This window comes from Pseudomonas sp. LLC-1, assembly GCF_002992185.1.
GTDB classification, from domain to species: Bacteria; Pseudomonadota; Gammaproteobacteria; order Pseudomonadales; family Pseudomonadaceae; genus Aquipseudomonas; species Aquipseudomonas monteilii.
In genome coordinates this window covers 364,110-387,863 of sequence record NZ_LUVY01000015.1, presented here as the reverse complement: position 1 = coordinate 387,863, position 23,754 = coordinate 364,110, and the positions used below count along the sequence as shown (strand labels likewise).

Sequence of the window (23,754 nt, the reverse complement as noted above, 5' to 3'; positions counted from 1 at the left end):
GTCGAACTCCGTCGTCAGTCGCGCGTCAGCAGACGCGGTGCTAGCTCTTTCAGGGCGCGCCGGTACACCTCGCGCTTGAATGTCACAACCTGGCCCAGCGGGTACCAATAGCTCACCCAGCGCCAGCCGTCGAATTCCGGCTTTCCGGTCAGGTCCATCCGCACCCGCTGTTCGTTGCTGACCAGACGCAGCAGGAACCACTTCTGCTTCTGGCCGATGCACAGCGGCTGGCTGTGGGTACGGACCAGTCGCTGGGGTAAACGATAACGCAACCAGCCGCGGGTGCAGGCAAGAATTTCCACATCATCGCGTTCAAGGCCAACTTCTTCGTTCAGCTCGCGGTACAGGGCATCTTCCGGCGTCTCGTCAGGGTTTATACCACCCTGGGGGAACTGCCAGGCATCCTGGTTGATCCGTCGAGCCCATAGCACCTGCCCGGCATCATTCGTGAGAATGATCCCGACATTGGGGCGAAAACCATCCGGGTCGATCACGGCAGCAACCTCGCAAACGCATGTCACCGCATTGTTCCACAAAGCTTGCGAGCGCAGCAACGCGCCCGCCAAGCTTATGTGCAGCAGCGTGAAAACTCCGTATTCTGCGGGCCTACCCTGAGGCTGATACGAGTGACCGCGATGCGCCTGGCTTTATTCGACCTGGACAATACCCTCCTCGATGGCGACAGCGACCATGCCTGGGGTGACTACCTGTGCCAGCGCGGCATCCTTGACCCGGTTGCCTACAAGCAGCGCAACGATGGCTTCTACCAGGACTACCTCAACGGCACCCTGGACCTGCAGGCCTACCTGGCCTTCTCCATGGAGATCCTGGCGGCAACGCCTGCAGCCCAGCTGGACGAATGGCACCGCGACTTCATGCGCGACTGCATCGAGCCGATCATCCTGCCCAAGGCCCTGGCCTTGCTGCAGCAACACCGTGAAGCCGGCGACCAGTTGGTGATCATTACCGCTACCAACCGCTTCGTTACCGCACCGATTGCCCGCCGCCTTGGGGTGAAGGTGTTGTTGGCGACTGAATGCGAAATGCGGGACGGTCGCCATACCGGGCGCAGTACCGATATACCGTGTTTCCGTGAAGGGAAGGTGACGCGGCTGGAGCGCTGGATGCTGGAGAACGGCTTTGATCTTGAGGACAGCTATTTCTATAGCGACTCGATGAATGATTTGCCGTTACTGGAGCGGGTGACGCACGCGGTGGCGGTGGACCCGGACCCAAACCTGCGGGCCGAAGCCGAGAAGCGTGGGTGGCCGGTGGTTTCGCTCAGGGCTTGAGATTGCCGGGGCCGCTCTGCGGCCCATCGCCGGCAAGCCAGCTCCCACAGGAACAGCGCAAGCCCGCTCTTTGTGGGAGCTGGCTTGCCGGCGATGGGCTGCAAAGCAGCCCCAAATTCAATCAGACCGGTTTGGCACCCATCAGCCCGGCAATGGACAGGAAGCAAACACCGCTGAACACCGCCAGCGCCAGGGTAAACCGCAACCCCACCACCTCAGCCTTGCGCAGCCGGTTCAGCCGCACCAGCAGCCACCATACGGCAAACGCGCCAACGGTATAGATGACGCTGGACGCCAGCACCCAGGTCTGCCCAAGCGGCCACCCCACGAGGTGCACCAGCCACCAGCCGGTAAATGGCATGCTCACCAGGCAAAGGCCCATGACCAGCCAGACGAACACCAAAGGTCGACGCAGCAGCTTGGCATAGGCCTCGGCATCGCCTTGCCTGCGGGCACGCACGGTCCAGATTGCCAGACCCAGAGCCCCCAGAAGCAGCAGGGCGGTGGCAATCATGTGCAAGGTCTTGAGGGTGGTCAGGTGTTCCATGTCTTCACATCCTTGAGCAATAAGCCAAGCTTAGCCGCTCAACCCAGGAACAGCTTGTACGCCGGGTTCTCGGTCTCATCCCAGTAGGGATAGCCGATCTTGGCCAACGCTGCCGGCACCAGGTGGCGCTCGTCCTCCGGCACCTGCAACCCCGCCACCACGCGCCCGTCAGCCGCACCATGGTTGCGGTAATGGAACATCGAGATGTTCCAGCGCCCGCCCAGCTTGTTGAGGAAGTTGAACAGCGCCCCCGGCCGCTCGGGGAACTCGAAGCGCAGTACCATCTCATCGCTGGCACCGGCCGAATGGCCACCGACCATGTGGCGAATGTGCAGCTTGGCCAGTTCGTTGTCGGTCAAGTCGGTAACCGGGAAGCCCTGCTCGGTCAGGTGCTGCACCAGCGCCGCTCGCGGGTCGTTTTCCGGGTGGGTCTGCACGCCGACGAAAATGTGCGCCTCGTCAGAGGTGTGCTTGCGGTAGTTGAACTCGGTGATCTGGCGCTTGCCGATGGCCTCACAAAACGCCTTGAAGCTGCCCGGGCGCTCGGGGATGGTCACGGCGATGATCGCCTCGCGCTTTTCACCCAGCTCGGCACGCTCGGCCACATGGCGCAGGCGGTCGAAGTTGACGTTGGCGCCGGAATCGATAGCCACCAGGGTCTGCCCGGTCACGCCGTACAGCTCGACATACTTCTTGATGCCCGCCACGCCCAGAGCGCCGGCAGGTTCGGTAATCGAGCGGGTATCGTCGTAGATATCCTTGATTGCCGCACAGATTTCATCAGTGCTGACCGTCACCACCTCATCCACATGGTGACGGCAGATATCGAAGGTGTGCTGGCCGATCTGGGCCACCGCCACGCCGTCAGCGAACAACCCGACCTGTGGCAACACCACGCGCTCGCCGGCCGCCATGGCCGCCTGCAGGCAGTTGGAGTCATCCGGCTCAACGCCGATCACCTTGATTTCGGGGCGCAGGTACTTCACGTAGGCAGCAATGCCGGCGATCAAGCCACCGCCTCCCACAGGCACGAAGATCGCGTCCAGCTGGCCAGGGTGCTGGCGCAGGATTTCCATGGCCACGGTGCCCTGCCCAGCGATGGTGTGCGGGTCATCGTAGGGGTGGACGTAGACAAAGCCCTTTTCATCCACCAGCTTCAGCGAATAGGCCAGCGCCTCGGGGAACGAGTCGCCATGCAGCACCACCTTGCCACCGCGCGAGCGCACGCCTTCGACCTTGATCTCCGGAGTCGTCTTGGGCATCACGATGGTGGCCTTGATGCCCATCTCGCGCGCGGCCAGGGCCAGGCCTTGGGCGTGGTTGCCCGCCGAGGCGGTAACCACGCCCCGGGCCAGCTCTTCCTGGCTCAGCTGGGCCAGCTTGTTGTACGCCCCACGGATCTTGAACGAGAACACCGGCTGCAGGTCTTCACGCTTGAGCAGAATCTGGTTGCCCAGGCGCTTGCTCAGCTGCCCGGCGCTCTGCAACGGGGTTTCGACGGCAACGTCATAGACGCGCGAGGTGAGGATCTTCTTGACGTACTGTTCGAGCATCGGGAAAGCATCACTGGGCCGCGGGACAAGGGCTGGGAGTCTACCCCAGCGCTACGTCGGGCGACCACAGCAAAGCCGCCCAAGCCGTTATACTAGGCAACTTTGAAAACCGCCCTGCCCCTTTTCGGAGCCCGCATGACCCAGGACCAACTCAAACAGGCCGTCGCCCAGGCCGCTGTCGACTTCATTCTGCCGAAGCTGGATGAAAAGAGCGTTGTCGGCGTCGGTACCGGTTCGACCGCCAACTTCTTCATCGACGCCCTGGCTCAGCACAAGACCGCCTTCGACGGCGCAGTCGCCAGCTCCGAAGCCACCGCGCAGCGCCTGAAAGGCCATGGCATCCCGGTCTACGAGCTGAACAGCGTCAGCGAGCTGGAGTTCTACGTGGACGGCGCCGACGAAAGCGACGCGCACCTGAACCTGATCAAAGGCGGTGGCGCGGCCCTGACCCGTGAGAAGATCGTCGCGGCCGTGGCCAAGACCTTCATCTGCATCGCCGACGGCAGCAAGCTGGTACCGGTGCTGGGCGCCTTCCCGCTGCCGGTCGAAGTGATCCCGATGGCCCGCAGCCATGTGGCTCGCCAGCTGGTGAAGCTGGGCGGCGACCCGGTGTACCGCGAGGGTGTGGTGACCGACAACGGCAACGTGATCCTCGACGTGCACAACCTGCAGATCACCAACCCGGTGGAGCTTGAAGCGCAGATCAACGCCATCGTTGGCGTGGTGACCAACGGCCTGTTCGCGGCGCGGCCGGCGGATTTGTTGCTGCTGGGTACCGCTGAAGGTGTGAAGAGCCTGAAAGCCGAGTAATCGTCTTCGCGGGCTCGCCCGCTCCCACAGGTACTGCACAGGGTCTGAAACCTGCGACATACCTGTGGGAGCGGGCGAGCCCGCGAATAGGCCCTCACAGGCGATCAATCAGCCGGCTGCTTGAACACATAGAACAGGTTCGGCTCACTGACCAGATAAATGGTCCCCGCGTCATCCATTGCAATCCCCTCCGCCTGCGGCACCGTTGCCTGCAACCCCTGGAAGCCCTTGCGCAACGACAAGGTGCTCAGCGGCCTGCCTTCTACATCCAGCTCCAGCACCAGCCGCGACTCGTCCGAAAGCGCCAGCAAATGCCCGCTGCGCTCATCGAACTGCAAGCTCGACAAATCCCGCACAAATAGCCGCGCATCGCGTTTGCGGTCTTGCACCACATGCACCGCGTAAGGCTTTTCCGGGTTGTCATGCGGGAAACCGTGCACCTCGTAGATCAGCATCGGGTCACGCTCCTTGGCCACGAACAGGCGCTTACCCACCGAATCGTAGGCCAGCCCTTCGAAACCCTTGTTGCCGTTCAGGCCAATGCCCAGGCTGAGTTGCTCGGCGTCACCGGCATCGAGGAACATCGTGTCGTCTTCCAGCCGTACGCGAATCAGCCGCTGCTGGCGCTCGTCGGTGATTACATAGCTGTTGGGCCCCACGTACTCCACGGCTTCCGGGTCGCCAAACCCGGTCAATGGCACGCGGCGCAGGATGCGGCCATCCAGCGACAGCTCGATCAGCTCCGAACGGGCATTGGTGACGGTGAACAGGGTTTTGCGGTCGGGGTCGTAGGTCAGCGCCGAGATGTCATCATCCAGGCCTTCGACCGGCTTGGCCTCCACCACCACCCGGTAGCGGTCCAAACCAATGCTCTGCTCGGCGGGCTGCCACCAGGTTTTCAGGTTGAACCAGCCACGCTCGAACAGGCGAAACTCCTGCCCGGCCCAGCCAAGCAGGAGTAGGCCGAGGGCGACAAGAATCAGAAACAGGCGAACAAAACGGCGCATAGGGCAGACTCGACACAGGGGTGGCGAATCTAACCATTAACGGCTGAAGCAAAGCTTAATGCCAGCGTCAGGCAAGTCCGAAGATGCTGTCAGTTTTTCTTGAAGCGATAGAACAGCGCTGGCTCACTGACCATATACAGGTTGCCCTTGTCGTCCATGGCCACGCCCTCAGCACGCGGGATGGTGTCTTCAAGCCCGTTGAAACCGCCAAGCAAGGTCATGAAACTGACCTGCTGGCCCTGTTCGTCCAGCTCCAGCAGCATGTTGGAGTCGGCCGAGAGCACCAGCAGGTGGCCAGTACGCGGGTCGACACCCAGCGCCGAGAGGTTGCGCAGGTCGAGTTCATCGCTGGGCAAAGGCTGCTTCTCACCCTTGAGCGGGCTGCGGCCATCGGTGTTCCAGGTGTACAGCTTGGGCGGGCGCTCTTCGCCGATGATCAGGCGCTGGCGCATCGGGTCCCAGGCCACGGCCTCGAAGCCCTTGTTGCTTTTCACCGACGGGCCCAGGTCGTGGCTCTGGAAGTCGTCATGGTTCAACGCCGTGGTCTGTGCATCCACCTTGACCACGGTCAGGTCATGCAGGCGCTCGTCGGTGATGGCCAGGTAGCCGTCTTCCAGCACGGCAACGCCTTCCGGGTTGTTCCAGCCATTGAGCGGGATCTTGCGCAGTACATCGCCATCCAGGCTCAGCTCGACCAGGATCGGGTTCTTGCCCATGACCGCGAACAAGGTACGGGTATGTGGGTTGAAGGCCAGGTCCGAGGCTTCGTCATCGTCCATGCCTGGCAGCGGCTTGGCATCGATGTCTACCTGGTAGTCCGGCAACCACACGCTTTCGCTGCGCTCGGCGGTGCTTTCGAAGCTTTCTTTTACCCACAACGCACCGCGGTCATCCCAGTGCATGGCCACGGCCACGCCATAACCGATCACCGCTGCCACGGCCAGGCCGAAGGGCCAGCGCAGGTAGAAGCGACGCTTGGGGGTTGCCGGGGCGGAGGATGATGGCATGCGCGGGTCCTGGGGAAATGGGCGTAGGTCCGCGCATTATCCGGATAGGGTGTGAAAAATCAGTAAACAGGTCCGGCCTCTTCGCGGGCACGCCCGCTCCCACAGGGTTATACACAGACTTGAAGCTTGTGACATTCCTGTGGGAGCGGGCGAGCCCGTGAAGAAGGCAACGCGGATTGGGCTCAGAGCACCCGACTTTCGAAGCGGCTTACACCCGGCAACTCCAGCACCAGCTCATCACCCACATTGAACGGCCCCACGCCCGCCGGGGTTCCGGTGAGAATCACATCCCCCGCCTGCAACGAAAAATGCGCCGCCATGTACTGGATCATCGGCACGATCGGGTTCAGCATCATCGCGCTGTTGCCGTCCTGGCGTACTTCGCCGTTGACGGTCAGGCGTACCGGGATGTCGGTCACGTCCTCGAAGCTGCCAGTCGAGACGAACGGCGGCAGCACACAGGCGCCGTCGAAGCACTTGGCCAGCTCCCACGGCAGGCCCTTCTCTTTCAGCTTGGCCTGCACATCGCGCAGGGTCAGGTCCAGCGCCGGGGCGTAACCGGAAATGGCGTCCAGCACCTCTTCCTCGCTCGGGTGAGTCGACAGTGGCTTGCCCAGCAGCACGGCAATCTCCGCCTCATAGTGCACCGAGCCACGCTCGACCGGGATCTTGAAGCCACCTTCGGCCGGCACCACGCAGCTACCCGGCTTGATGAACAGCAGCGGCTCGGTAGGGATCGGGTTGTCCAGTTCCTTGGCATGCTCGGCATAGTTACGGCCGATGCACACCACCTTGCCCAGCGGGAAGTGAATGCGCGTGCCGTCTACGTACTGGTGCTGGTAACTCATGGCCGACTCCTCTGGATACTGCTTTTTATTCAGGTGCGAAGATCTTACCCGGATTCATGATGCCGTTAGGGTCGAAGACGGCCTTTATTGCCTTCATGCAGGCGATTTCTTCGGGCGAGCGGCTGTAGCCCAGGTAGTCGCGCTTGGTCATGCCCACGCCGTGCTCGGCCGAGATCGAGCCGTTGTAGTGCTTGACGATGTCGAACACCCACTTGTTGACCTTGGCGCAGGAGGCAAAGAAGTCATCCTTGCTCATGTGCTCGGGCTTGAGGATGTTCAGGTGCAGGTTGCCATCGCCGATGTGGCCGTACCACACCACTTCGTAGTCGGGGTAATGCTCTGCGACGATAGCGTCGATATCGCGCAAGAATGCAGGCACTTTTGAGACGGTGACGGAAATGTCGTTTTTGTACGGGGTCCAGTGCGAGATGGTTTCCGACAGGTACTCACGCAGCTTCCACAGGTTTTTAAGCTGGGTTTCACTCTGGCTCATCACCCCGTCCAGCACCCAGCCCTGCTCCACGCAGTGCTCAAAGGTGGCCAGGGCCTCGTTGGCCACCTCCTCGGTGCTGGCCTCGAACTCCAGCAACGCATAGAACGGGCAATCGGTCTCAAACGGCGCCGGCACATCGCCGCGTGCCAGGATCTTGGCCAGCCCCTTGTCGGAGAAGAACTCGAAGGCGGTCAGGTCCAGCTTGCCCTGGAAGGCATGCAGCACCGGCATGATCGAGTCGAAGTCCGGCGTGCCCAGCACCATCGCGGTCAGGTTGCGCGGTGCCCGGTCCAGCCGCATGGTGGCCTCGACCACGAAGCCCAGCGTGCCTTCGGCACCAATGAACAACTGGCGCAGATCGTAGCCGGTGGCGTTCTTGATAAGGTCCTTGTTCAACTCCAGCAGCTCGCCCTTGCCGGTGACCACTTTCAACCCGGCCACCCAGTTGCGGGTCATGCCATAGCGAATCACTTTGATGCCGCCGGCATTGGTACCGATATTGCCGCCAACCTGGCTGGACCCGCTGGAAGCGAAGTCCACTGGGTAATAAAGGCCCTGTTCTTCGGCGTAGGCCTGCAACTGCCGCGTGATCACGCCCGGCTGGCAGACCACGGTGCGGTCGAAGGCATTGAAGTCGAGAATCTGGTTCATGTAGTCGAAAGAAACGACAACCTCGCCATTGGCCGCCACGGCGCCGGCCGAAAGCCCGGTACGCCCGCCAGAAGGCACCAGCGCCACCTTGTGCGCATTGGCCCAGCGCACAATCGCCTGCACCTGCTCGACCGTCTTGGGGAAGACGATGGCGCTGGGCGCCGGCGGGTAATGCTTGGTCCAGTCCTTGCCATAGGCTTCGAGGGAAGCCGCGTCGGTCAGGACCTTGCCAGGGTCGACAAGGGTCATCAGTTCTTCAATTACAGCGGGGTGGGTCATCGCTGGAACTCTCGACTTATTCATAGTCACCCTGAGCACTCTTCACCTGTCGGGATAAGCTCAGATTGTGTCGCGTATGCTAGCATAGCCCTCCCGCTGTTCATGCTAAGGCTGCCCTCGCGCCTGGCATCACCCCTCGCCATTTTTTCTCCGGGATACAGGTTTACGCAGATGAGCAAGACTTCTCTCGACAAGAGCAAGATCCGGTTCCTTCTTCTTGAAGGTGTGCACCAGAACGCAGTCGATACCCTCAAGGCTGCCGGCTACACCAACATCGAATACCTCACTGGTTCGTTGCCGGAAGCCGAGCTGAAGGAAAAGATCGCCGACGCCCACTTCATCGGCATCCGTTCGCGCACCCAGCTCACCGAAGAGATCTTCGACTGCGCCAAGAAACTGGTCGCTGTTGGCTGCTTCTGCATCGGCACCAACCAGGTCGACCTGGAAGCGGCCCGCGAGCGCGGTATCGCCGTGTTCAACGCGCCGTACTCCAACACCCGTTCGGTGGCCGAGCTGGTGCTGGCCGAAGCCATCCTGCTGCTGCGCGGCATCCCTGAGAAAAACGCCTCCTGCCACCGTGGCGGCTGGATCAAGAGCGCAGCCAACTCGTTCGAAATCCGTGGCAAGAAGCTGGGCATCGTCGGTTACGGTTCGATCGGTACCCAGCTGTCGGTCCTGGCCGAGAACCTGGGTATGCAGGTGTACTTCTTCGACCCGCTGACCAAGCTGCCACTGGGCAACGCCGTGCAGGTCACCAGCCTGAACGAGCTGCTGGGCCTGGCCGACATCGTTTCGCTGCACGTGCCTGAGCTGCCATCCACCCAGTGGATGATCGGCGAGAAAGAAATCCGCTCGATGAAGAAGGGCGCGATCCTGATCAACGCCGCCCGTGGCACCGTGGTTGAACTGGACCATCTGGCCGCCGCCATCAAGGACAAGCACCTGATCGGCGCCGCCATCGACGTGTTCCCGGTCGAGCCACGCTCCAACGACGAAGAGTTCGAAAGCCCGCTGCGCGGCCTGGACAATGTGATCCTGACCCCGCACATCGGCGGTTCCACCGCCGAAGCCCAGGCCAACATCGGCCTGGAAGTGGCCGAGAAGCTGGTCAAGTACAGCGACAACGGTACCTCGGTGTCCTCGGTCAACTTCCCGGAAGTAGCCCTGCCGGCGCACCCAGGCAAGCACCGCCTGCTGCACATCCACGAAAACATCCCGGGCGTGCTCAGCGAGATCAACAAGGTGTTCGCCGAGAACGGTATCAACATCTCCGGTCAGTTCCTGCAGACCAACGAGAAAGTCGGTTACGTGGTAATCGACGTTGACGCCGAGTACTCCGACCTGGCGCAAGAGAAACTGCAACAGGTCAAGGGCACCATCCGCTCCCGCGTCCTGTTCTAAGTTTGCTTGCTGCATGAAAAAGGGAGGCCTGGTGGCCTCCCTTTTTTTATTTCACTTCAACCGTGATCTTCTTCGACTCGACGCTCGGCTTGAACGGCACGTGATACTGGTCACCCAGAATCAATTGCAGGGTGTGCTTGCCCGGCGTCAGGGTAATGCTGGTTTCGGTCTGCGCCTTGCCGAAATGCAGCACCTGCGGGCCCGCCGGCAGCGCGGTGCCGGCTTCCGGCATCAGGCTGGTTGGCAGCGGCATGTCAGCCACGGGTTCTTTATCCACATCCACCAGCAAGTGGTGGTGCCCGGTGTGCGGGGTCTGGTCACCCGCTGGCTTGAGAGCCATGCCCTCGATGCCGAACTTGACGGTGAAGGTCTTGTCGACCGTGGCACCATCGGCGGGGGAAACGATGAAGACCTTGGCCTCCTTGGGCGGCTCCTGGCTCTTCAGGGCGTCTGCGGCACTGGCGAACACCGACGCTCCCATCAGCAGACCGGCAACGGCAGCACGCGAAAATAGGCTGTTCATTCACTTCTCCTGTGATTCACTTATTGACCGCAGCCTGGGATCCAACGGCAGCGGTAGTTCACCTTAGTTGAAATATTCGCCAAGGTGTTCACATTGCCTGACAGAAATATTTCCGTCAGGGTTAAACAATGCCGAGGCTTCAAGGTCATAGGCTGCGCTCGATCACGGCGAGGAAGAAAGCCGTGGCGAAAGTTATTCATCTGCTAAAAGAAAAGGGGCATTCATGCGTTCGACCATAGGGGTACTGCTGGCAGTACTGATCAGTCCATTGGCCCAGGCGGAGCTGATAGACGAAGTCGCCGACCGGGGCGAACTGCGGATTGCGGTACAGGCTGACAATTCACCGTACGCCTTCAAGCAAGACGACCACCTGACGGGGTTCGACATCGAATTTGGCCAGGACCTGGCCCGGGAGCTGGACTTGCGCGCCGAATTCGTCGAAGCCCCGGCCGCCGAAGTGCTGAGCGGTGTCGAGAGTGGCAAATATGACATTGCACTCACCCCGTCGACCGTTGCGCCAAAGGGCGACGGCCCACTCGATGTGAGCCTGCCGATTGGCGAAAAGAAGCTGGTGATTCCGTTCCAGAAGGACAACCCGGCTTTCGAAAGTGCCGTAAACAATGCACTGCAACGCTTGAAGGACAGTGGCCGCACTGCCGAGCTTGAGCAGAAGTGGTTCAAGGGTGTGCAGGAGACTGCGGCCGGGCAGTAACCCCTTTGTCGCCTGCACTGGCCTCATCGCCGGCAAGCCAGCTCCCACAGGAGTATCACTGGCCTCAAGACCTGTGGTGTACCTGTGGGAGCTGGCTTGCCGGCGATGAGGCCGGTACAGGCTTACACTGAAAGCCCAGCCAGCGCCTGCTGTGCCTCTTCCAGCTCCAGCTCACTGAACACCCGCACCCCCTCCCGCCGCAGCAACGCGGTGGTCACCCCTTCCCCCGCCACCTTCACACCGCTGAACGTGCCGTCATAGGTCAACCGGTTGCCACACGAAGGGCTACCAGACTTGAGCACCGCCACGCGGATGCCATGCCGCCGCACCAGCTCCAGCGCCAACTGCGCACCAGCCAGAAACTCGCCACTGACATCTTCGCCCGTCACCGTCAGCACCTGCGCGCTGCCATCAAGCACTGCACCACCCTGCCCGCCCGGAATCTCCGCTGGCGGGCGCGGCGTCGGCAAGCCACCTGCCACCTCCGGGCACAACGGCACCACGCGCCCTTCGGCCTGCCACTGCTGCAACAGGTTTGGGTGCCCACTGGCCCGGCCGTCATAGCGCACCGGTTGCCCCAGCAGGCAAGCGCTGACCAGAACCTTGGGCAAATCAGAACGGATCATTGCCACGGCGCCGGAACCAGCCCGTCAACGACAGCCGCTCGCGCCCGGCCGGCAGCACTTCGTGGGGCACCTCGCCCGACAGGAACACCACCAGGCAACCCGCAACCGGCTCAACGTCGTGCTCGACGCCATCGGTCAGGAACATGCGCAACTGGCCGCCGTCCTCAGGCTGCCAGCCTTCATTCAGGTACAGCACGGCCGACACCATGCGCCGGTCATCGTCGCGGAAGCGGTCCAGGTGCCGGCGATAGAAGGCCCCCGGCGGATACAAGGCAAAATGGCACTCGAAATCCTCCAGGCCCAGGAACAGGCCCTGGTTGATGACCAGGCGCAACTGGTCCATGGCCGCCAGGTACTGGTCGCAGGCCTCGGCCTGCCCAGGGTCGATCCACTGGATCTGGTCGCCACGGATGGCCTCGCGCACCTCCTGGGCAACCCCGCGTCCAACCCCTGCGGGGTTAAGCTCGCCTTCGGCATCACGGCGCCGGCATTCGGCCGCCAGCGCGCGCACCAGGTCGGCAGGCAAAAACAGCGCCTGCTGGGACCAGCCATGGGTGGCCAGATCGTCGACGACGGCCGCAAGCATCGGGTGTTCGGGGGAGTTGTGCATGGCGCGCATCATATCCATTCGCCATGCCGGCGCACAGCGCCACTTGGCCGAGAAACACGCGGATATCTCGACAAACCGCCGCCGGGCCAAGGACAATAGCCACCTGCCGACAGGAGTCCTGAATGCGCCGTCTGTTTTCCCTGATTCTGCTGATGATCTGCACCATGCCTGTCTGGGCAGACAACCTGGATCAACTGTACAAGGCCGCCGGCTGGCCCGACCAGCGCGCCCACTTCAACGATGCCCTCACCGCCGCCCAGGCGCGCTACCGCAACAGCTTGCCCCCCGCCGTGTACCAGGCGCTGGTCAACAACAGCAACCAGCGCTTCCAGGCCCAGGCGGTGGACCGTCGCGCCCAGGCGCAGCTGCGCGCCACCCTGGCCAATCCGGCACCGGCCCTGGCCTTTTTCCAGTCGCCGCTGGGGCGCAAGGTGGTGGCAGCCGAGCTGAAGGCCACCCGCAAGGACGAACTGGCCAAGAATGCCAAAGGCCTGCCCAAGATCCAGGCCAGCGACGACCGCCTGCTGGTCATCGGCCACTTGGCCCAGGCCCTGCCTGCGCGTGAAGCCGGTGCCGAAGTCAGCCTGGCCATTGCTGGCGTGGCGGCCGACAGCCTCAGTTCGATGATCCCCGGCCTGTTCGGCGGCGGCCAGGCCCAAGGCCTGCTCGACGGCCAGCGCCAGCGCCTGATGAACCAGATCGGCGAAGACCTCAACAACACCCTGCTGTATGTGTACCGCGACCTGTCCGACGCCGAGCTGGAAGAGTTCGCCACCTTTGCCGAATCACCCGACGGCAAAGCCTACTACCAGGCAGCGCTGGCGGCTGTGCGTGCGGGCCTGGCGGTTGGCCAGAGCAGCAACGACCTGAAGTGATCAGCCCAGGCGCTGGTCGATGAAGTCGAAGTAGCGCTGGCGAATGCCCGGCAGCTCGTTTGCCAGGTGGTGACGGGCCTCGGGCAGCATCAATATCTGAGGGTCGGCAAACTTGGCCTTGAGCACTTCGAGGTTGTAGGGCCAATCCACCGTGCCATCAGCCTCCCCCTGCACGATCAACGGCCGCCGCGGACTGTGCGGCGCCGCTTCGATGCGTTTGACCCAGGCGATCAGTGCGCCCACCCAGGCGGTCGGCAGGCGACGCGGTTGTAGCGGGTCGGCCTCAAGGAACGGCAGGAAGGCCGGGTCATTGGTGTTTTCGCTGAAGCGCCGTTCGATGCCGTTTACGAAGTGACGCAGCACGCGATAGCTCAACTTCGACCAGCGCCAGGAACAGGGCCGTACCAGCGGCGCCAACAGGATCACCTGGCCATCGATGGGGCTGTTAGCGCCCTGATGCAGCAGATGATCCACGGCGATAGCGCCGCCCGTGCTCTGCCCGCACAAATGCCAAGGGCGCGGCAGTTGCAGCGTGCGCGCCTGATCGAACAAGGCTTCCAGCACCTGTTGATACACCGCGAAATCACTGATGCTGGCCCGTTCGCCACTGGACAGGCCGTGGCCGGGCAGGTCGCAGCTGACCACGGCGAAACCCTGCTTGAGCGCCCAGCCGATCACATGCCGATAGAGGCCCATGTGGTCGTAATAGCCGTGCAGCAGGAACAGTGTCGCGGTCGGCTGTTCGGGTAGCCACACCTGCCCGACCAGGTCGAACCCCGCCGCCTGAAAGCCGCCCAGCCAGCTCTGGGCTGACAAGTTCAGGCCATAGAAGCGCTGGTAGTCCTGGGCCTGCACGGACAACGGCTGGCGAGCGCTCAACGGCGCAAGGCTGGAGCGCAAGTGATCGGGGTGAAAAGCAACAGGCATCGGGTACATCCACGGCGAAGCAAGTATTGATCTGGGATATTCAGCTCTGGCCGGCGTCGTGGCAAGCTTGCTCACCTCGAACAACCAGCACCGATCTAATTGTGGGAGCGGCCTTGTGTCGCGAAAGGGCCGCAAAGCGGCCCCCGGTTTCCAGCGCTACGGCAGAAGTTGCCGGGACCGCTGCGCGGTCCTTTCGCGACACAAGGCCGCTCCCACAAAGGGCCACCTACTCTTCATGAATAGCCAAATCATAAAACCGCTGTGCATGGTAGTCGCCTTGTTAGCTGGCGCCGCCATCCTCTGGCAGGCCTACACCACCTTCCAGGCCCGCTACCTGCGCCCGTTCGACAACCAGACCACGCTGTTCGACGGCAGCCAACTGCAACTACCTGCCGAGCTGGCCGGCCCTGGCCCGATCCGCGTGGTGCACTTCTGGGACCCGGCCTGCCCCTGCAACGTCGGCAACCAGCAACACCTGGGCGACCTGGTCAGCCAGTTCGCAGCCCAGGGCGTGACCTTCCACGTGCTGCAAAAGCCCGGCAGCCACGGCCAACTACCCGCCAACCTCACCGCCCTCAAACCCATCGCCAACCTGCCCGGCAGCGAACACCTGCCCGCCTCCCCGGCCGTGGCCATCTGGGACCGACAAGGCCACCTGGCCTACTTCGGCCCGTACAGCGAAGGCGCGGTGTGCAATGCCAGCAACAGTTTCATCGAACCCATCACCCAGGCCTTGCTTGCTGATCGGCCCGTGCAGGCCAGCAATACGTTAGCCGTAGGGTGCTATTGCCCCTGGTAGTTAGCGAACACCCGATACTTATCTACAGCTTCGGCCCAAAGGAAGATTTTTACCGTCACGACATACAGACCAATGGAGAAACTGTATGTCGCAGCACGGATTCACCGAGCTTCCCCACAGCTATGTACACGGCACTCGCCCTATCTTTATCCCTGGCGTTTTCTGGGGCCACAACCGCATACCGTATCAACTGGCATCGACCTTTCGGCCAGGCAGCCTGGTCATCGAACTGATACCGCAAATCGAAAACGACAAGCGCCAGGTCAAGCAGGCACATGCTCAGCGCGAGGCCACACTTGATCAAGACCTCGAACACGCTATTGCCAGTGAGGTGGGCTCACTGGCCGGCCTTGGAGAAGTCCAGGCGCTCGAACTGACAATTGCAGCGGTCAACCAGCTTCAGGCACAGCTTGGCCCACGCCTGGACGCTGTGCGCCAGCAAGCCAACCGTTTCTTTGGCACCGACCCGGAGCATCGCACTTTTCACGAGTTCCTGAACGCTTCGCGCACCCAGGCTGAGCCTCGCCAGGCCTGGCTTGAGTCCTACCGGGCAGCGTTCGAGGTCAAGTACCTTGAACAGCAACACAGCCTGCTGATCAAGCGCCAGCATCTTCTGCGCAGCCAGTTGTCCAGTGCCAAAACCAGGGAAAAGAGTAACGAAGCGATTGCCAGAGCGCTGGACAAGGTAGAGCAAGCGGTAGTCCGCACACTCACCGCCCATCACGAGCTACAAATGGCCACCAGCACGATACAGCGCGTGCTCACGGCCTTCGAACGGCACCAGCATGAGGACATTGCCGAAGAAACGGCGCTGGAGCATAGCCACGAGCTTGAGCGAGAAACATCCGACCTGCTCAAGATGCGCGAACATCTGCGCGCCACAGTCTCCAACAAGCGCGTGCAGTATCGCCGATTGGCATCGGAGATTGGCTTGCTCGACTTCGACCGGAAGTTTCATGGCCCCACAGCCACTGAAGCTCACAGGGCGCAAGCCGCTGACTTGAAAGCTCAGGCATCTGCCCACGCCGCCGAGCATGCAAGCACTTCGGCACTTGAAGAGGCCGCAGGGGAACAACTGCATCTACAGGCAAACCGTGCCGTCGAAGCAGCCTTCGATGAGCAGTGTCTGCTCAGCGCTCTGTCAGGCCGTACGCCAAGCAACACCCCCGTCACCTTCAACGCCTGGGTCGCCACCACCCTACACCCGCTGATTTTGGCTACTTCACGCGGCGGCACGGCGCATTTCGAGCCAATCTGGCGTGCGCTGGGCACGGCCATCAACAGCGCGGCGGCTCGGTTGCTGGCCCGTGCGGCAGGGCATCTGCCGCTGATGCTCTATGCCGCCCGACTGGGTGATGGCGAACGCATGGGGGTCACTGTTCCGCTTGCCCTGATGACGCCTGGCGCAGACCTCACCCAGGAGGCGAACCGCAAGGTTGGCCAGACCCTTGAGTTGCCGCTGCGGATGAATGCCGTACCCGAGGGCACTCAGACCGAGGTGTACCTGGCCGCCACGGACGGCAGCGGCATCCTGCGGGACGTGCGCGTGCGCCAGGCGCAGTGGGATACGAATCAGGGCGCCTGGCGCTTCACCGCCGAAGGGCCGGGTGGCGCAACACTGCTGTGGCACCCAGCAACGCCGCCATCGACACTGAGCACCTTCAACCCCGATGACGCTAGCTTCACCCCGGGCGTTCCCATCGTAGAGGACCTGCAAAAGCACTTGCCGGGCAACATCATCGTTCCCCCGCAGCCTGATATTCGTACCTTTCCTGAACTGCCCGACCTGCATATCGATGACTACGTCATCATCTTCCCCGCAGACTCAGGGCTGGCGCCGATCTATGTGATGCTGCGCAACCCACGGAATTTGCCGGGGGTTGCCAGCGGCAACGGCGTTATCACACCGGACAGGGTGCTGGATGCAGCCACCACTGCGGTGGGGGCGCCAATTCCTACACGCATTGCGGAAAGGCTGAGGGGGCGGAGGTTTAGCCGGTTCGATAGACTAAAAGAGGCAATATGGATAGAAATTGCTGCGGACGAGGTCTTTAGCCAACAGATCGCGCCAGCCATGCTCGACGATATGAGGAAAGGCCTAGCGCCATTCGCCAACCGTGACCAGCGCGTAGGGAAGCGAGTCAAGCTGGAGATTCATCACAAGCACGAAATCTCGAAAGGAGGTGCCGTTTATGACCTGGATAACCTGGTCCTCATGACACCGAAGGTCCACATAAACCACCATAGAGGGAACAAGCAATGAAGTTGAAACAGAGTTTGTCAGACTACACAGAGCTTGAATTTCTCGAATTGGTGTCGGATTTGTATGAAGACCGAACGGGCCTCAGTGGCGTAGCTCTGGAAAACCACCGAATTGAATCCGTCCTCCTTTTCGAGAAGCTCACCGAGCATCCTGACGGGTCCGACGTAATTTATTACCCGCCTCAAGGAGCGGATGCCAGTCCTCAAGGCGTCGTCAACCGCGTAAAAGCCTGGCGCGCCGCCAACGGCAAACCCGGCTTCAAACCCGCCTGATCCAAAGCCCTGCGGCCAACACCGCAGGGCTTTTCATATCACCCACGCACCCCCGCCGGGTTACCCACCACCGTCGCCCCCGCCGGCACATCACGGGTCACCACGCTACCCGCGCCCACAACGGCGTTATCGCCAATACTCACCCCCGGCAGGATGATCGCCGCGCCACCAATCCACACGTTGTTGCCGATGGTCACCGCCCGCCCACTCTCCAGCCCGCTGCGTCGCAGATCTGGGTCCAGCGGGTGGTCGGCGGTGTAGATCTGCACGTTGGGGCCGATCTGGCAGTCATCACCGATGCGCACCGGCATCACGTCGAGGATCACGCAGTTGAAGTTCATGAAGGTATTGCGGCCAACGCTGATGTTGTAGCCGTAGTCGCAATAGAACGGCGGGCGGATCACCGCGTCTTCGCCGACCTGGCCAAAGTGCTCGACCAACAGGCTGTGGCGTGCGTCATTGAGCAATTCGACACTGCTGTTGTAGCGGTGCATCCAGTGCTTGTTGGCGATCTGCTCGGCCTGCAGTTCGGGGCAGCCAGCGTGGTAGAGCTGGCCTGTAAGCATCTTCTGTTTTTCGCTGAGTGACATGGAATCTCCTTCCCGGGGCTATGCTCTGTTCGCGAATCCGCCGATGATCGGACCACACTTTCTGCTTTGACGCACAAGGAGCTTGCATGAAGCGCAGCCTGACCCTGTTGGCCGTGGTGGTTGCCGTGGCCGCCGGCACCGGTTACTGGTACGTGCAGGGCAAGCTGCCGCAGCGCGAGGGCGAGTTGGCCCTGGCTGGCTTGCAGGCGCCGGTCAGCGTGCGCTACGACGCCCGCGGCGTGCCGCACCTGCAGGCGCAAAACGAGGCAGACCTGTACCGCGCCCTGGGCTACGTGCATGCCCAGGACCGGCTGTTCCAGATGGAAATCCTGCGTCGCCTGGCCCGAGGCGAACTGGCCGAGGTGCTGGGCGACAAGCTGCTGCCCACCGATACCTTGTTCCGCAGCCTGCGCATTCGCGAACAAGCCGCACGGATGGCCAAGCGTCAGGACCGCCAGTCACCTGCCTGGCAGGCCCTGCAAGCCTACCTCGACGGGGTCAACGGCTGGCAAGCCAGCCATCCCAAGCCCGTGGAGTTCGACCTGCTGGGTATCACCCCTCGCCCGTTTACCGCCGAAGATACCCTGAGCATTGCCGGTTACCTCGCTTACAGCTTCGCCGCTGCGTTTCGCACCGAGCCCGCACTGACCTACATCCGCGACCAGCTTGGCCCCGATTACCTGAACATCTTCGACCTCGGCTGGAAACCCGAGGGGGCGCTGGGCACGCCACTGGCCGCGGCGGACTGGCAAAGCCTGGAAGCCCTCGCCCGCCTCAGCCACCAGGCGCTGGGTGACGCGGGCATCCCGCAGTTTGAAGGCAGCAACGCCTGGGCGGTGGCCGGCAGCCATACCCGCAGCGGCAAGCCGCTGCTGGCAGGCGACCCGCACATCGGTTTTGCAGTGCCGGCGGTGTGGTACGAGGCCGAACTGTCGGCACCCGGTTTCAACCTGTATGGCTACTTCCAGGCGCTCAACCCCTTTGCCCTGCTTGGCCACAACCGCGACTTCGGCTGGAGCCTGACCATGTTCCAGAACGATGACGTCGACCTGATCGCGGAGCGCACCAACCCGGCCGACGCCAACCAGGTGATGGTCGATGGCAAATGGCAGGCGCTGGAAAAGACCGAGCAGCAGATCGCGGTCAAAGGCGAAGCTCCGGTCACACTCAGCCTGCGCCGCTCGCCCCATGGCCCGATCGTCAACGACGTGCTGGGCGCTACTGCCGGGCCTACGCCCATCGCCATGTGGTGGGCGTTTCTGGAAACCGAAAACCCGATCCTCGAAGGTTTCTACCAGCTCAACCGTGCCGACACGCTGGGCAAGATGCGCGAAGCTGCGGCCAAGGTTCATGCGCCAGGGCTGAACTTTATCTGGGCCAATGCCCGTGGCGATATCGGCTGGTGGGCCGCTGCGCAGCTACCCATCCGCCCCAATGGCGTCGACCCGGCGTTCATCCTCGATGGCGCCAGCGCGCAGGCCGACAAGCTCGGGTTCTACCCCTTTAGCGTCAACCCGCAGCAAGAGAACCCGGCGCGCGGCTATATCGTCTCGGCCAACTACCAGCCGCCAGCAGGGGTGCCGATACCGGGTTACTACAACCTGCCCGACCGGGGCCGCCAGCTCGACCGCCACCTGGCCAACCCTGAGGTGAAATGGGACACCCAGAACAGCCAGGCCCTGCAACTGGACACCGCAAGCGACCACGGCCCGCGCACCCTTGCACCGCTGCTGGCAACCCTGCGCGCAGTGGCCGAAGGTGACGAGGAGAAGGAACTGGTCGAACAGCTGGCCGCCTGGCGTGGCGACTACCCGCTGGATTCGACCAGCGCCACGCTGTTCAACCAGTTCCTCTACGAACTGGCCTTCGCGGCCCTGCACGACGAACTGGGCGACACCTGGTTCCCGGTACTGATCAGCACCCGCGCCATCGACGCTGCCTTGCCACGCCTGGCGGCGGACGCCGACTCCCCTTGGTGGAACACCCGAGGTGGCAACCAGCGTACCGACCGTACCGCCATCGTACGCCTGGCCTGGCAGCACAGCCTGAAGCACCTGCGCGATACCTTGGGTAGCGACCCAGCCAGCTGGCAATGGGGCAAGGCCCATACCCTGACCCACAGCCACCCGCTTGGCGTGAAAAAGCCGCTGAACCTGCTGTTCAACGTTGGGCCGTTCGCCGCGCCGGGTACCCATGAGGTACCGAACAACCTTTCTGCGAAAATCGGCCCGGCGCCATGGCCGGTGACCTACGGGCCTTCGACGCGGCGGCTGATCGACTTTGCCGATGCCGGGCAGGCGCTGACCAGCAACCCGGTCGGGCAGAGTGGAGTGCCGTTTGACCAACACTATGCGGACCAGGCTAAAGGTTATGTGGAGGGGCAGTACCAAAAGGCACAGATGGGGGTAATCCCGGCGCAGAGCACCTTGCGATTAGTGCCCGGAGACTCAAGTGGCGCAGCTGCACAGCCACATGTGGGAGCGGGCGTGCCCGCGAAGCAGGCGACACGGTAGATGGCACCGGCTACGCCGGTGTTCGCGGGCACGCCCGCTCCCACAGGTAACCGTGCCCAGAAACAAAAATGCCGACGCAAGTGCGTCGGCATTTTCTATCACTACGAGTGCATCAGAACGCCGGCAGCACAGCACCTTGATACTTCTTGGCGATGAATGCCTTCACCTCAGGGCTGGTCAGGGCCTTGGCCAGTTTCTGGATGGCCTCGCTGTCCTTGTTGTCCGGGCGGGCAACCAGGAAGTTCACGTACGGCGAGTCGGCGCCTTCGATCACCAGCGCATCCTTGGCCGGATTCAGGCCGGCTTCCAGGGCGTAGTTGGTGTTGATCATGTCCAGGTCGACCTGGTCCAGCACACGCGGCAGCATGGCCGACTCAAGCTCGCGGAACTTCAGCTTCTTCGGGTTCTCGGCGATGTCTTTCGGTGTGGCCAGGGCGTTTTTCGGGTCTTTCAGGGTGATCAGGCCAGCCTTCTGCAGCAGGATCAGGGCGCGACCGCTGTTGCTGCCTTCGTTAGGGATGGCAACGGTGGCGCCTTCCTTCAGCTCCGACAGGTTCTTGATCTTCTTCGAGTAACCACCGAAGGGTTCGACGTGCACGCCAATCACGGTTTCCAGGTGGGTGCCCTTGCCTTCGTTGAAGCTCTTCAGGTACGGCAGGGTCTGGAAGTAGTTGGCGTCCAGGCGCTTCTGGTCAACTTGCACGTTTGGCTGCACATAATCGGTGAAGACCTTGATCTGCAGGTCCACACCTTCTTTGGCCAGGGTCGGCTTGATCAGCTCAAGGATTTCGGCGTGCGGTACCGGAGTAGCGGCAACCACCAGTTTCTCGGCAGCGGCGGCCAGGCCGGAGAACGACAGGGCAGCGGCCAGGGCAGTGGTCAGCAGGGTCTTCTTCATGGTGGTCCTTATTCTGAATCTGGGCCATCAGCGATGGCGAATCGGGTGCCCAACCGGTTCACCAGCGGGCGTAGGCGGACAATACCTAGAATTTTTATTCCGTAACAATATCTTTTACTTAGCTGCTTATTCCAAAAACAAACTGCTATCAGTCACTTTGCTTATGAGCGATGTCTAGCGCGCGGGGTTGGCCAGGTCCAGGTCCTCTGGCTGCAGCTCTTCGCCGTCATTCACCAGCAAGGCGAAGTGGATGACATTCTCCAGTTCACGGGTATTTCCGGGCCATGGATGGGCTTCCAGCACCTGCTGCGCCGCCTCGCTCACCAGCGGTACAGGCCGTTGCAAGCGCACGCTGTAGATGCCCACGAAGTACTCGGCCAGCGGCAGGATATCGCCGGGCCGCTCACGCAGCGGTGGCAGCTCCAGCGCGCCTTCGCGCAGGTACTGGTACAAGCGCTCGTTAAAGCGCCCTGCCCGTACCACCCGCGCCAGGTCGATGCTGGTCGCGGCCACCAGCCGCACATCCACCGGCTGCGGCTGCTGCGCGCCCACTCGGGTGACTTCGCGGTTTTCCAGGGCAGCCAGCAGCTTGCCCTGGATGGCCAGCGGCAAGTCGGCAATCTCGTCCAGGTACAACGTGCCGCCATTGGCCGAGCCGAACCAGCCGGCGCGGCTGCTGGCCGTGCCACCCTGGCTGCCGGCGCTGTAGCCGAACAGTTCGGCATCGGCGTAGGTGGGGCTGATGGCCGCGCAGTTGACCGACACGAACAGCCCGCCACGGTCACTGGCACGGTGGATTTGCCGGGCCAGCAACTCCTTGCCGGTGCCGGTCTCGCCACGGATCAGCACGGGCAAGGGTTGCGGCGCCAGGCGCTCAAGGTCTTCGCGCAGTTGCTGCGAACGCGGGTCGATGAACACCAGGGCCTTGGCGCGGATGCTCAGCGGGCTCTTGTCCAGCTCGGGGAAGGTCAGCAGCGGCTGGCCAAACGGGTTTTGAAACGTCATGACGAACTCCCGCCCCTGGCCTTCATTGGCCGGGCGTCAGGTAAGCGGTAAACAGTAAAGGCGATCAGGCGCGGCGCAGTGCGCGCTGCTCAACCCGGCTCTGCAAGCGGTACAAGTAGGCGAAGCCTTGTTCCCAGCGCTCGTGGCCGGACTTGACGTTGATGTGCCCGGCGTTGCTCAGCAAACCCGCCTCTGCGCCCCAGGCCTGGGCCAGGTACAGCGCCCGAGGCACGTTCACGGCCGGATCGTTGTCCGAACTGACCACCTGGCTGGGGAACGGCAGCGCTTCGGTCGGGATCGGCGCAAAGTTGCGCAAGGCTGGCGCGCAGGTGGGCCGCTCGACGTCCGCTGGGGCCACCAACAGGGCGCCACGCACGCGCCGCAGCAAGGCCGGGCTGGCCTGCGCAGCCCAATGGGCGACGGTGATGCAGCCCAGGCTGTGGGCAATCAGGATCACTGGCGAGTCTTCGGCGACGATCGCCTGTTCCAGCGCTTGTACCCAGTCCTCTCGTTGCGGGGTCAGCCAGTCGTGCTGCTCCACCCGTGCACTGTTGGGCAGGGTGCGCTGCCAGTGACTTTGCCAATGGTTGTCTGGCGATCCTTGCCAGCCCGGCACAATCAGGTAACGAATCGACTCATTGCGCATGGGGACGCCTCCAGTAAGTTTGCGTGCTTGGAGACCAGTATAGGGAGGGAGTTATATTCGTAAAGGAATAAGAAGCTATTTATTAATAACCAAAAATATTTGGCTATGCGCGATCCCTGTAGGAGAAATGCCCGGAAAAAAAAAGGGCCAACCCCTGCCAAGAGATATGGCCCATAAGCACTTGCCTGAAGAGGTTTGATGAGGGTCAGCGCGCAGTAATCACCGCCAGCTTGCTGATCCCCGCACGTTCGATGGCTGCCATGGCCCGCGCCACTTCGCCGTAGTTCACGCCGTCATCGGCCTGCAACTGCACGCGCACGTCTGCGTCCTTGTCCTTGGCGGCCTTGAGGCTGGTTTCCAGCAGGTCGGGCTGGATCTGGTCCTTGTTGATGAACAACTTGCCTTCACCGTCGATGCTGACCACCAGCGGGTCCTTCTGCTCTACCGGGGCCACGGCCTCGGTCTTGGGCAGGTTGATGGGGATGGCGTTGGTCAGCAGCGGCGCGGTGACGATGAACACCACCAGCAGCACCAGCATGACGTCCACCAGCGGCGTGACGTTGATTTCACTGAGGACTTCGTCGCTGTCCTGGGTCGAAAAAGCCAT

General features: G+C 62.4%; 25 protein-coding genes. 9 read left to right on the top strand and 16 right to left on the bottom strand.

Translation table 11 applies throughout. The annotated features are described in order from the left end of the window. Window positions 1-14: 14 nt before the first annotated feature. Window positions 15-494 (bottom strand): RNA pyrophosphohydrolase, encoded by a 480-nt coding sequence (locus A0O30_RS16965; protein WP_003249017.1) that lies wholly within the window; start codon window positions 492-494, stop codon window positions 15-17. A gap of 141 nt (window positions 495-635) precedes the next feature. Between A0O30_RS16965 and A0O30_RS16960 the strand changes: the two genes are divergently transcribed. Next, window positions 636-1,292, top strand: coding sequence for an HAD family phosphatase (locus tag A0O30_RS16960; RefSeq protein WP_105947253.1), 657 nt, complete (start codon window positions 636-638; stop codon window positions 1,290-1,292). A 121-nt stretch (window positions 1,293-1,413) separates the two neighbouring features. Here A0O30_RS16960 and A0O30_RS16955 read toward each other — a convergent pair whose 3' ends face one another. After that, on the bottom strand, window positions 1,414-1,839 hold the full coding sequence (locus A0O30_RS16955; protein WP_105947252.1) for a DUF2269 domain-containing protein: 426 nt from the start codon (window positions 1,837-1,839) through the stop codon (window positions 1,414-1,416). Window positions 1,840-1,877: 38 nt separating this feature from the next. Next, window positions 1,878-3,392, bottom strand: coding sequence for a threonine ammonia-lyase, biosynthetic (ilvA, locus tag A0O30_RS16950; protein WP_105947251.1), 1,515 nt, complete (start codon window positions 3,390-3,392; stop codon window positions 1,878-1,880). A 135-nt stretch (window positions 3,393-3,527) separates the two neighbouring features. Here ilvA and rpiA point away from each other — a divergent pair, with 135 nt between their 5' ends. Then, the gene (gene rpiA, locus A0O30_RS16945) at window positions 3,528-4,202 is read left to right on the top strand and encodes a ribose-5-phosphate isomerase RpiA (protein ID WP_016502110.1); all 675 of its coding nucleotides are present in this window, start codon (window positions 3,528-3,530) and stop codon (window positions 4,200-4,202) included. Window positions 4,203-4,306: 104 nt separating this feature from the next. Here the strand turns inward: rpiA and A0O30_RS16935 are convergent, their stop codons facing one another. From A0O30_RS16935 to A0O30_RS16920, 4 genes are all read right to left on the bottom strand, one after another. Then, a complete protein-coding gene (locus A0O30_RS16935) occupies window positions 4,307-5,209 on the bottom strand; it encodes an SdiA-regulated domain-containing protein (protein WP_105947250.1) in 903 nt (300 codons plus the stop codon). A gap of 89 nt (window positions 5,210-5,298) precedes the next feature. After that, window positions 5,299-6,216: an SdiA-regulated domain-containing protein gene (locus tag A0O30_RS16930; protein ID WP_105947249.1), complete on the bottom strand. Its 918-nt coding sequence runs from the start codon at window positions 6,214-6,216 to the stop codon at window positions 5,299-5,301. A 182-nt stretch (window positions 6,217-6,398) separates the two neighbouring features. Further along, window positions 6,399-7,064: a fumarylacetoacetate hydrolase family protein gene (locus tag A0O30_RS16925; protein ID WP_105947248.1), complete on the bottom strand. Its 666-nt coding sequence runs from the start codon at window positions 7,062-7,064 to the stop codon at window positions 6,399-6,401. 25 nt (window positions 7,065-7,089) lie between these two features. After that, complete coding sequence (locus A0O30_RS16920; protein ID WP_105947247.1) at window positions 7,090-8,487, bottom strand: FAD-binding oxidoreductase; 1,398 nt, start codon at window positions 8,485-8,487, stop codon at window positions 7,090-7,092. Between the two features lie 171 nt (window positions 8,488-8,658). On the opposite strand from A0O30_RS16920, the gene serA reads away from it, so the two are divergent. Continuing rightward, on the top strand, window positions 8,659-9,888 hold the full coding sequence (gene serA, locus A0O30_RS16915; protein WP_016712564.1) for a phosphoglycerate dehydrogenase: 1,230 nt from the start codon (window positions 8,659-8,661) through the stop codon (window positions 9,886-9,888). 46 nt (window positions 9,889-9,934) lie between these two features. On the opposite strand, the gene A0O30_RS16910 is transcribed toward serA, so the two are convergent. Beyond that, window positions 9,935-10,411 (bottom strand): DUF4399 domain-containing protein, encoded by a 477-nt coding sequence (locus tag A0O30_RS16910; RefSeq protein WP_016712565.1) that lies wholly within the window; start codon window positions 10,409-10,411, stop codon window positions 9,935-9,937. 223 nt (window positions 10,412-10,634) lie between these two features. Between A0O30_RS16910 and A0O30_RS16905 the strand changes: the two genes are divergently transcribed. Next, on the top strand, window positions 10,635-11,123 hold the full coding sequence (locus A0O30_RS16905) for an ABC transporter substrate-binding protein (RefSeq protein WP_105947246.1): 489 nt from the start codon (window positions 10,635-10,637) through the stop codon (window positions 11,121-11,123). A gap of 122 nt (window positions 11,124-11,245) precedes the next feature. Here A0O30_RS16905 and A0O30_RS16900 read toward each other — a convergent pair whose 3' ends face one another. Together A0O30_RS16900 and A0O30_RS16895 are read right to left on the bottom strand one after the other, a co-directional pair. Beyond that, entirely contained in the window at window positions 11,246-11,749 is a 504-nt protein-coding gene (locus A0O30_RS16900) for a DUF523 domain-containing protein (protein ID WP_105947245.1), read from the bottom strand. Beyond that, the gene (locus A0O30_RS16895) at window positions 11,736-12,368 is read right to left on the bottom strand and encodes a 2OG-Fe(II) oxygenase (RefSeq protein WP_105947263.1); all 633 of its coding nucleotides are present in this window, start codon (window positions 12,366-12,368) and stop codon (window positions 11,736-11,738) included. The genes A0O30_RS16900 and A0O30_RS16895 overlap by 14 nt, the downstream gene beginning before the upstream one ends. Before the next feature lie 113 nt (window positions 12,369-12,481). On the opposite strand from A0O30_RS16895, the gene A0O30_RS16890 reads away from it, so the two are divergent. Then, window positions 12,482-13,234, top strand: coding sequence for a DUF2059 domain-containing protein (locus A0O30_RS16890; protein WP_105947244.1), 753 nt, complete (start codon window positions 12,482-12,484; stop codon window positions 13,232-13,234). Here the strand turns inward: A0O30_RS16890 and A0O30_RS16885 are convergent, their stop codons facing one another. Continuing rightward, window positions 13,235-14,161, bottom strand: coding sequence for an alpha/beta hydrolase (locus tag A0O30_RS16885; RefSeq protein ID WP_105947243.1), 927 nt, complete (start codon window positions 14,159-14,161; stop codon window positions 13,235-13,237). Window positions 14,162-14,396: 235 nt separating this feature from the next. Here A0O30_RS16885 and A0O30_RS16875 point away from each other — a divergent pair, with 235 nt between their 5' ends. From A0O30_RS16875 to A0O30_RS16865, 3 genes are all read left to right on the top strand, one after another. After that, window positions 14,397-14,960, top strand: coding sequence for a DUF6436 domain-containing protein (locus tag A0O30_RS16875; RefSeq protein WP_105947241.1), 564 nt, complete (start codon window positions 14,397-14,399; stop codon window positions 14,958-14,960). Between the two features lie 85 nt (window positions 14,961-15,045). Further along, window positions 15,046-17,223: an S-type pyocin domain-containing protein gene (locus A0O30_RS16870; RefSeq protein ID WP_105947240.1), complete on the top strand. Its 2,178-nt coding sequence runs from the start codon at window positions 15,046-15,048 to the stop codon at window positions 17,221-17,223. Further along, window positions 17,220-17,495: a bacteriocin immunity protein gene (locus A0O30_RS16865; protein ID WP_105947239.1), complete on the top strand. Its 276-nt coding sequence runs from the start codon at window positions 17,220-17,222 to the stop codon at window positions 17,493-17,495. The genes A0O30_RS16870 and A0O30_RS16865 overlap by 4 nt, the downstream gene beginning before the upstream one ends. Window positions 17,496-17,533: 38 nt before the next feature. Here A0O30_RS16865 and A0O30_RS16860 read toward each other — a convergent pair whose 3' ends face one another. After that, entirely contained in the window at window positions 17,534-18,085 is a 552-nt protein-coding gene (locus tag A0O30_RS16860) for a sugar O-acetyltransferase (protein ID WP_105947238.1), read from the bottom strand. Window positions 18,086-18,171: 86 nt separating this feature from the next. Between A0O30_RS16860 and A0O30_RS16855 the strand changes: the two genes are divergently transcribed. After that, complete coding sequence (locus A0O30_RS16855) at window positions 18,172-20,598, top strand: penicillin acylase family protein (protein ID WP_256589695.1); 2,427 nt, start codon at window positions 18,172-18,174, stop codon at window positions 20,596-20,598. A gap of 112 nt (window positions 20,599-20,710) precedes the next feature. Here A0O30_RS16855 and A0O30_RS16845 read toward each other — a convergent pair whose 3' ends face one another. The 4 genes from A0O30_RS16845 to A0O30_RS16830 all read right to left on the bottom strand — a co-directional run bounded on the left by A0O30_RS16845 (window position 20,711) and on the right by A0O30_RS16830 (window position 23,754). Beyond that, window positions 20,711-21,496: a MetQ/NlpA family ABC transporter substrate-binding protein gene (locus A0O30_RS16845; protein ID WP_003248974.1), complete on the bottom strand. Its 786-nt coding sequence runs from the start codon at window positions 21,494-21,496 to the stop codon at window positions 20,711-20,713. A 174-nt stretch (window positions 21,497-21,670) separates the two neighbouring features. Then, window positions 21,671-22,501: a sigma 54-interacting transcriptional regulator gene (locus A0O30_RS16840; protein WP_105947237.1), complete on the bottom strand. Its 831-nt coding sequence runs from the start codon at window positions 22,499-22,501 to the stop codon at window positions 21,671-21,673. Window positions 22,502-22,565: 64 nt separating this feature from the next. Then, window positions 22,566-23,147 (bottom strand): alpha/beta hydrolase, encoded by a 582-nt coding sequence (locus tag A0O30_RS16835; protein ID WP_105947236.1) that lies wholly within the window; start codon window positions 23,145-23,147, stop codon window positions 22,566-22,568. Window positions 23,148-23,352: 205 nt separating this feature from the next. After that, the gene (locus A0O30_RS16830) at window positions 23,353-23,754 is read right to left on the bottom strand and encodes a biopolymer transporter ExbD (RefSeq protein ID WP_016712576.1); all 402 of its coding nucleotides are present in this window, start codon (window positions 23,752-23,754) and stop codon (window positions 23,353-23,355) included.

Bases quoted from the DNA above. Each gene is read 5' to 3' on its own strand.
- A0O30_RS16960 (WP_105947253.1), top strand. From the start codon at position 636: ATGCGCCTGGCTTTATTCGACCTGGACAATACCCTCCTCGATGGCGAC.
- A0O30_RS16955 (WP_105947252.1), bottom strand. From the start codon at position 1,839: ATGGAACACCTGACCACCCTCAAGACCTTGCACATGATTGCCACCGCC.
- ilvA (WP_105947251.1), bottom strand. From the start codon at position 3,392: ATGCTCGAACAGTACGTCAAGAAGATCCTCACCTCGCGCGTCTATGAC.
- rpiA (WP_016502110.1), top strand. From the start codon at position 3,528: ATGACCCAGGACCAACTCAAACAGGCCGTCGCCCAGGCCGCTGTCGAC.
- A0O30_RS16935 (WP_105947250.1), bottom strand. From the start codon at position 5,209: ATGCGCCGTTTTGTTCGCCTGTTTCTGATTCTTGTCGCCCTCGGCCTA.
- A0O30_RS16930 (WP_105947249.1), bottom strand. From the start codon at position 6,216: ATGCCATCATCCTCCGCCCCGGCAACCCCCAAGCGTCGCTTCTACCTG.
- A0O30_RS16925 (WP_105947248.1), bottom strand. From the start codon at position 7,064: ATGAGTTACCAGCACCAGTACGTAGACGGCACGCGCATTCACTTCCCG.
- A0O30_RS16920 (WP_105947247.1), bottom strand. From the start codon at position 8,487: ATGACCCACCCCGCTGTAATTGAAGAACTGATGACCCTTGTCGACCCT.
- serA (WP_016712564.1), top strand. From the start codon at position 8,659: ATGAGCAAGACTTCTCTCGACAAGAGCAAGATCCGGTTCCTTCTTCTT.
- A0O30_RS16910 (WP_016712565.1), bottom strand. From the start codon at position 10,411: ATGAACAGCCTATTTTCGCGTGCTGCCGTTGCCGGTCTGCTGATGGGA.
- A0O30_RS16905 (WP_105947246.1), top strand. From the start codon at position 10,635: ATGCGTTCGACCATAGGGGTACTGCTGGCAGTACTGATCAGTCCATTG.
- A0O30_RS16900 (WP_105947245.1), bottom strand. From the start codon at position 11,749: ATGATCCGTTCTGATTTGCCCAAGGTTCTGGTCAGCGCTTGCCTGCTG.
- A0O30_RS16895 (WP_105947263.1), bottom strand. From the start codon at position 12,368: ATGCGCGCCATGCACAACTCCCCCGAACACCCGATGCTTGCGGCCGTC.
- A0O30_RS16890 (WP_105947244.1), top strand. From the start codon at position 12,482: ATGCGCCGTCTGTTTTCCCTGATTCTGCTGATGATCTGCACCATGCCT.
- A0O30_RS16885 (WP_105947243.1), bottom strand. From the start codon at position 14,161: ATGCCTGTTGCTTTTCACCCCGATCACTTGCGCTCCAGCCTTGCGCCG.
- A0O30_RS16875 (WP_105947241.1), top strand. From the start codon at position 14,397: ATGAATAGCCAAATCATAAAACCGCTGTGCATGGTAGTCGCCTTGTTA.
- A0O30_RS16870 (WP_105947240.1), top strand. From the start codon at position 15,046: ATGTCGCAGCACGGATTCACCGAGCTTCCCCACAGCTATGTACACGGC.
- A0O30_RS16865 (WP_105947239.1), top strand. From the start codon at position 17,220: ATGAAGTTGAAACAGAGTTTGTCAGACTACACAGAGCTTGAATTTCTC.
- A0O30_RS16860 (WP_105947238.1), bottom strand. From the start codon at position 18,085: ATGTCACTCAGCGAAAAACAGAAGATGCTTACAGGCCAGCTCTACCAC.
- A0O30_RS16855 (WP_256589695.1), top strand. From the start codon at position 18,172: ATGAAGCGCAGCCTGACCCTGTTGGCCGTGGTGGTTGCCGTGGCCGCC.
- A0O30_RS16845 (WP_003248974.1), bottom strand. From the start codon at position 21,496: ATGAAGAAGACCCTGCTGACCACTGCCCTGGCCGCTGCCCTGTCGTTC.
- A0O30_RS16840 (WP_105947237.1), bottom strand. From the start codon at position 22,501: ATGACGTTTCAAAACCCGTTTGGCCAGCCGCTGCTGACCTTCCCCGAG.
- A0O30_RS16835 (WP_105947236.1), bottom strand. From the start codon at position 23,147: ATGCGCAATGAGTCGATTCGTTACCTGATTGTGCCGGGCTGGCAAGGA.
- A0O30_RS16830 (WP_016712576.1), bottom strand. From the start codon at position 23,754: ATGGCTTTTTCGACCCAGGACAGCGACGAAGTCCTCAGTGAAATCAAC.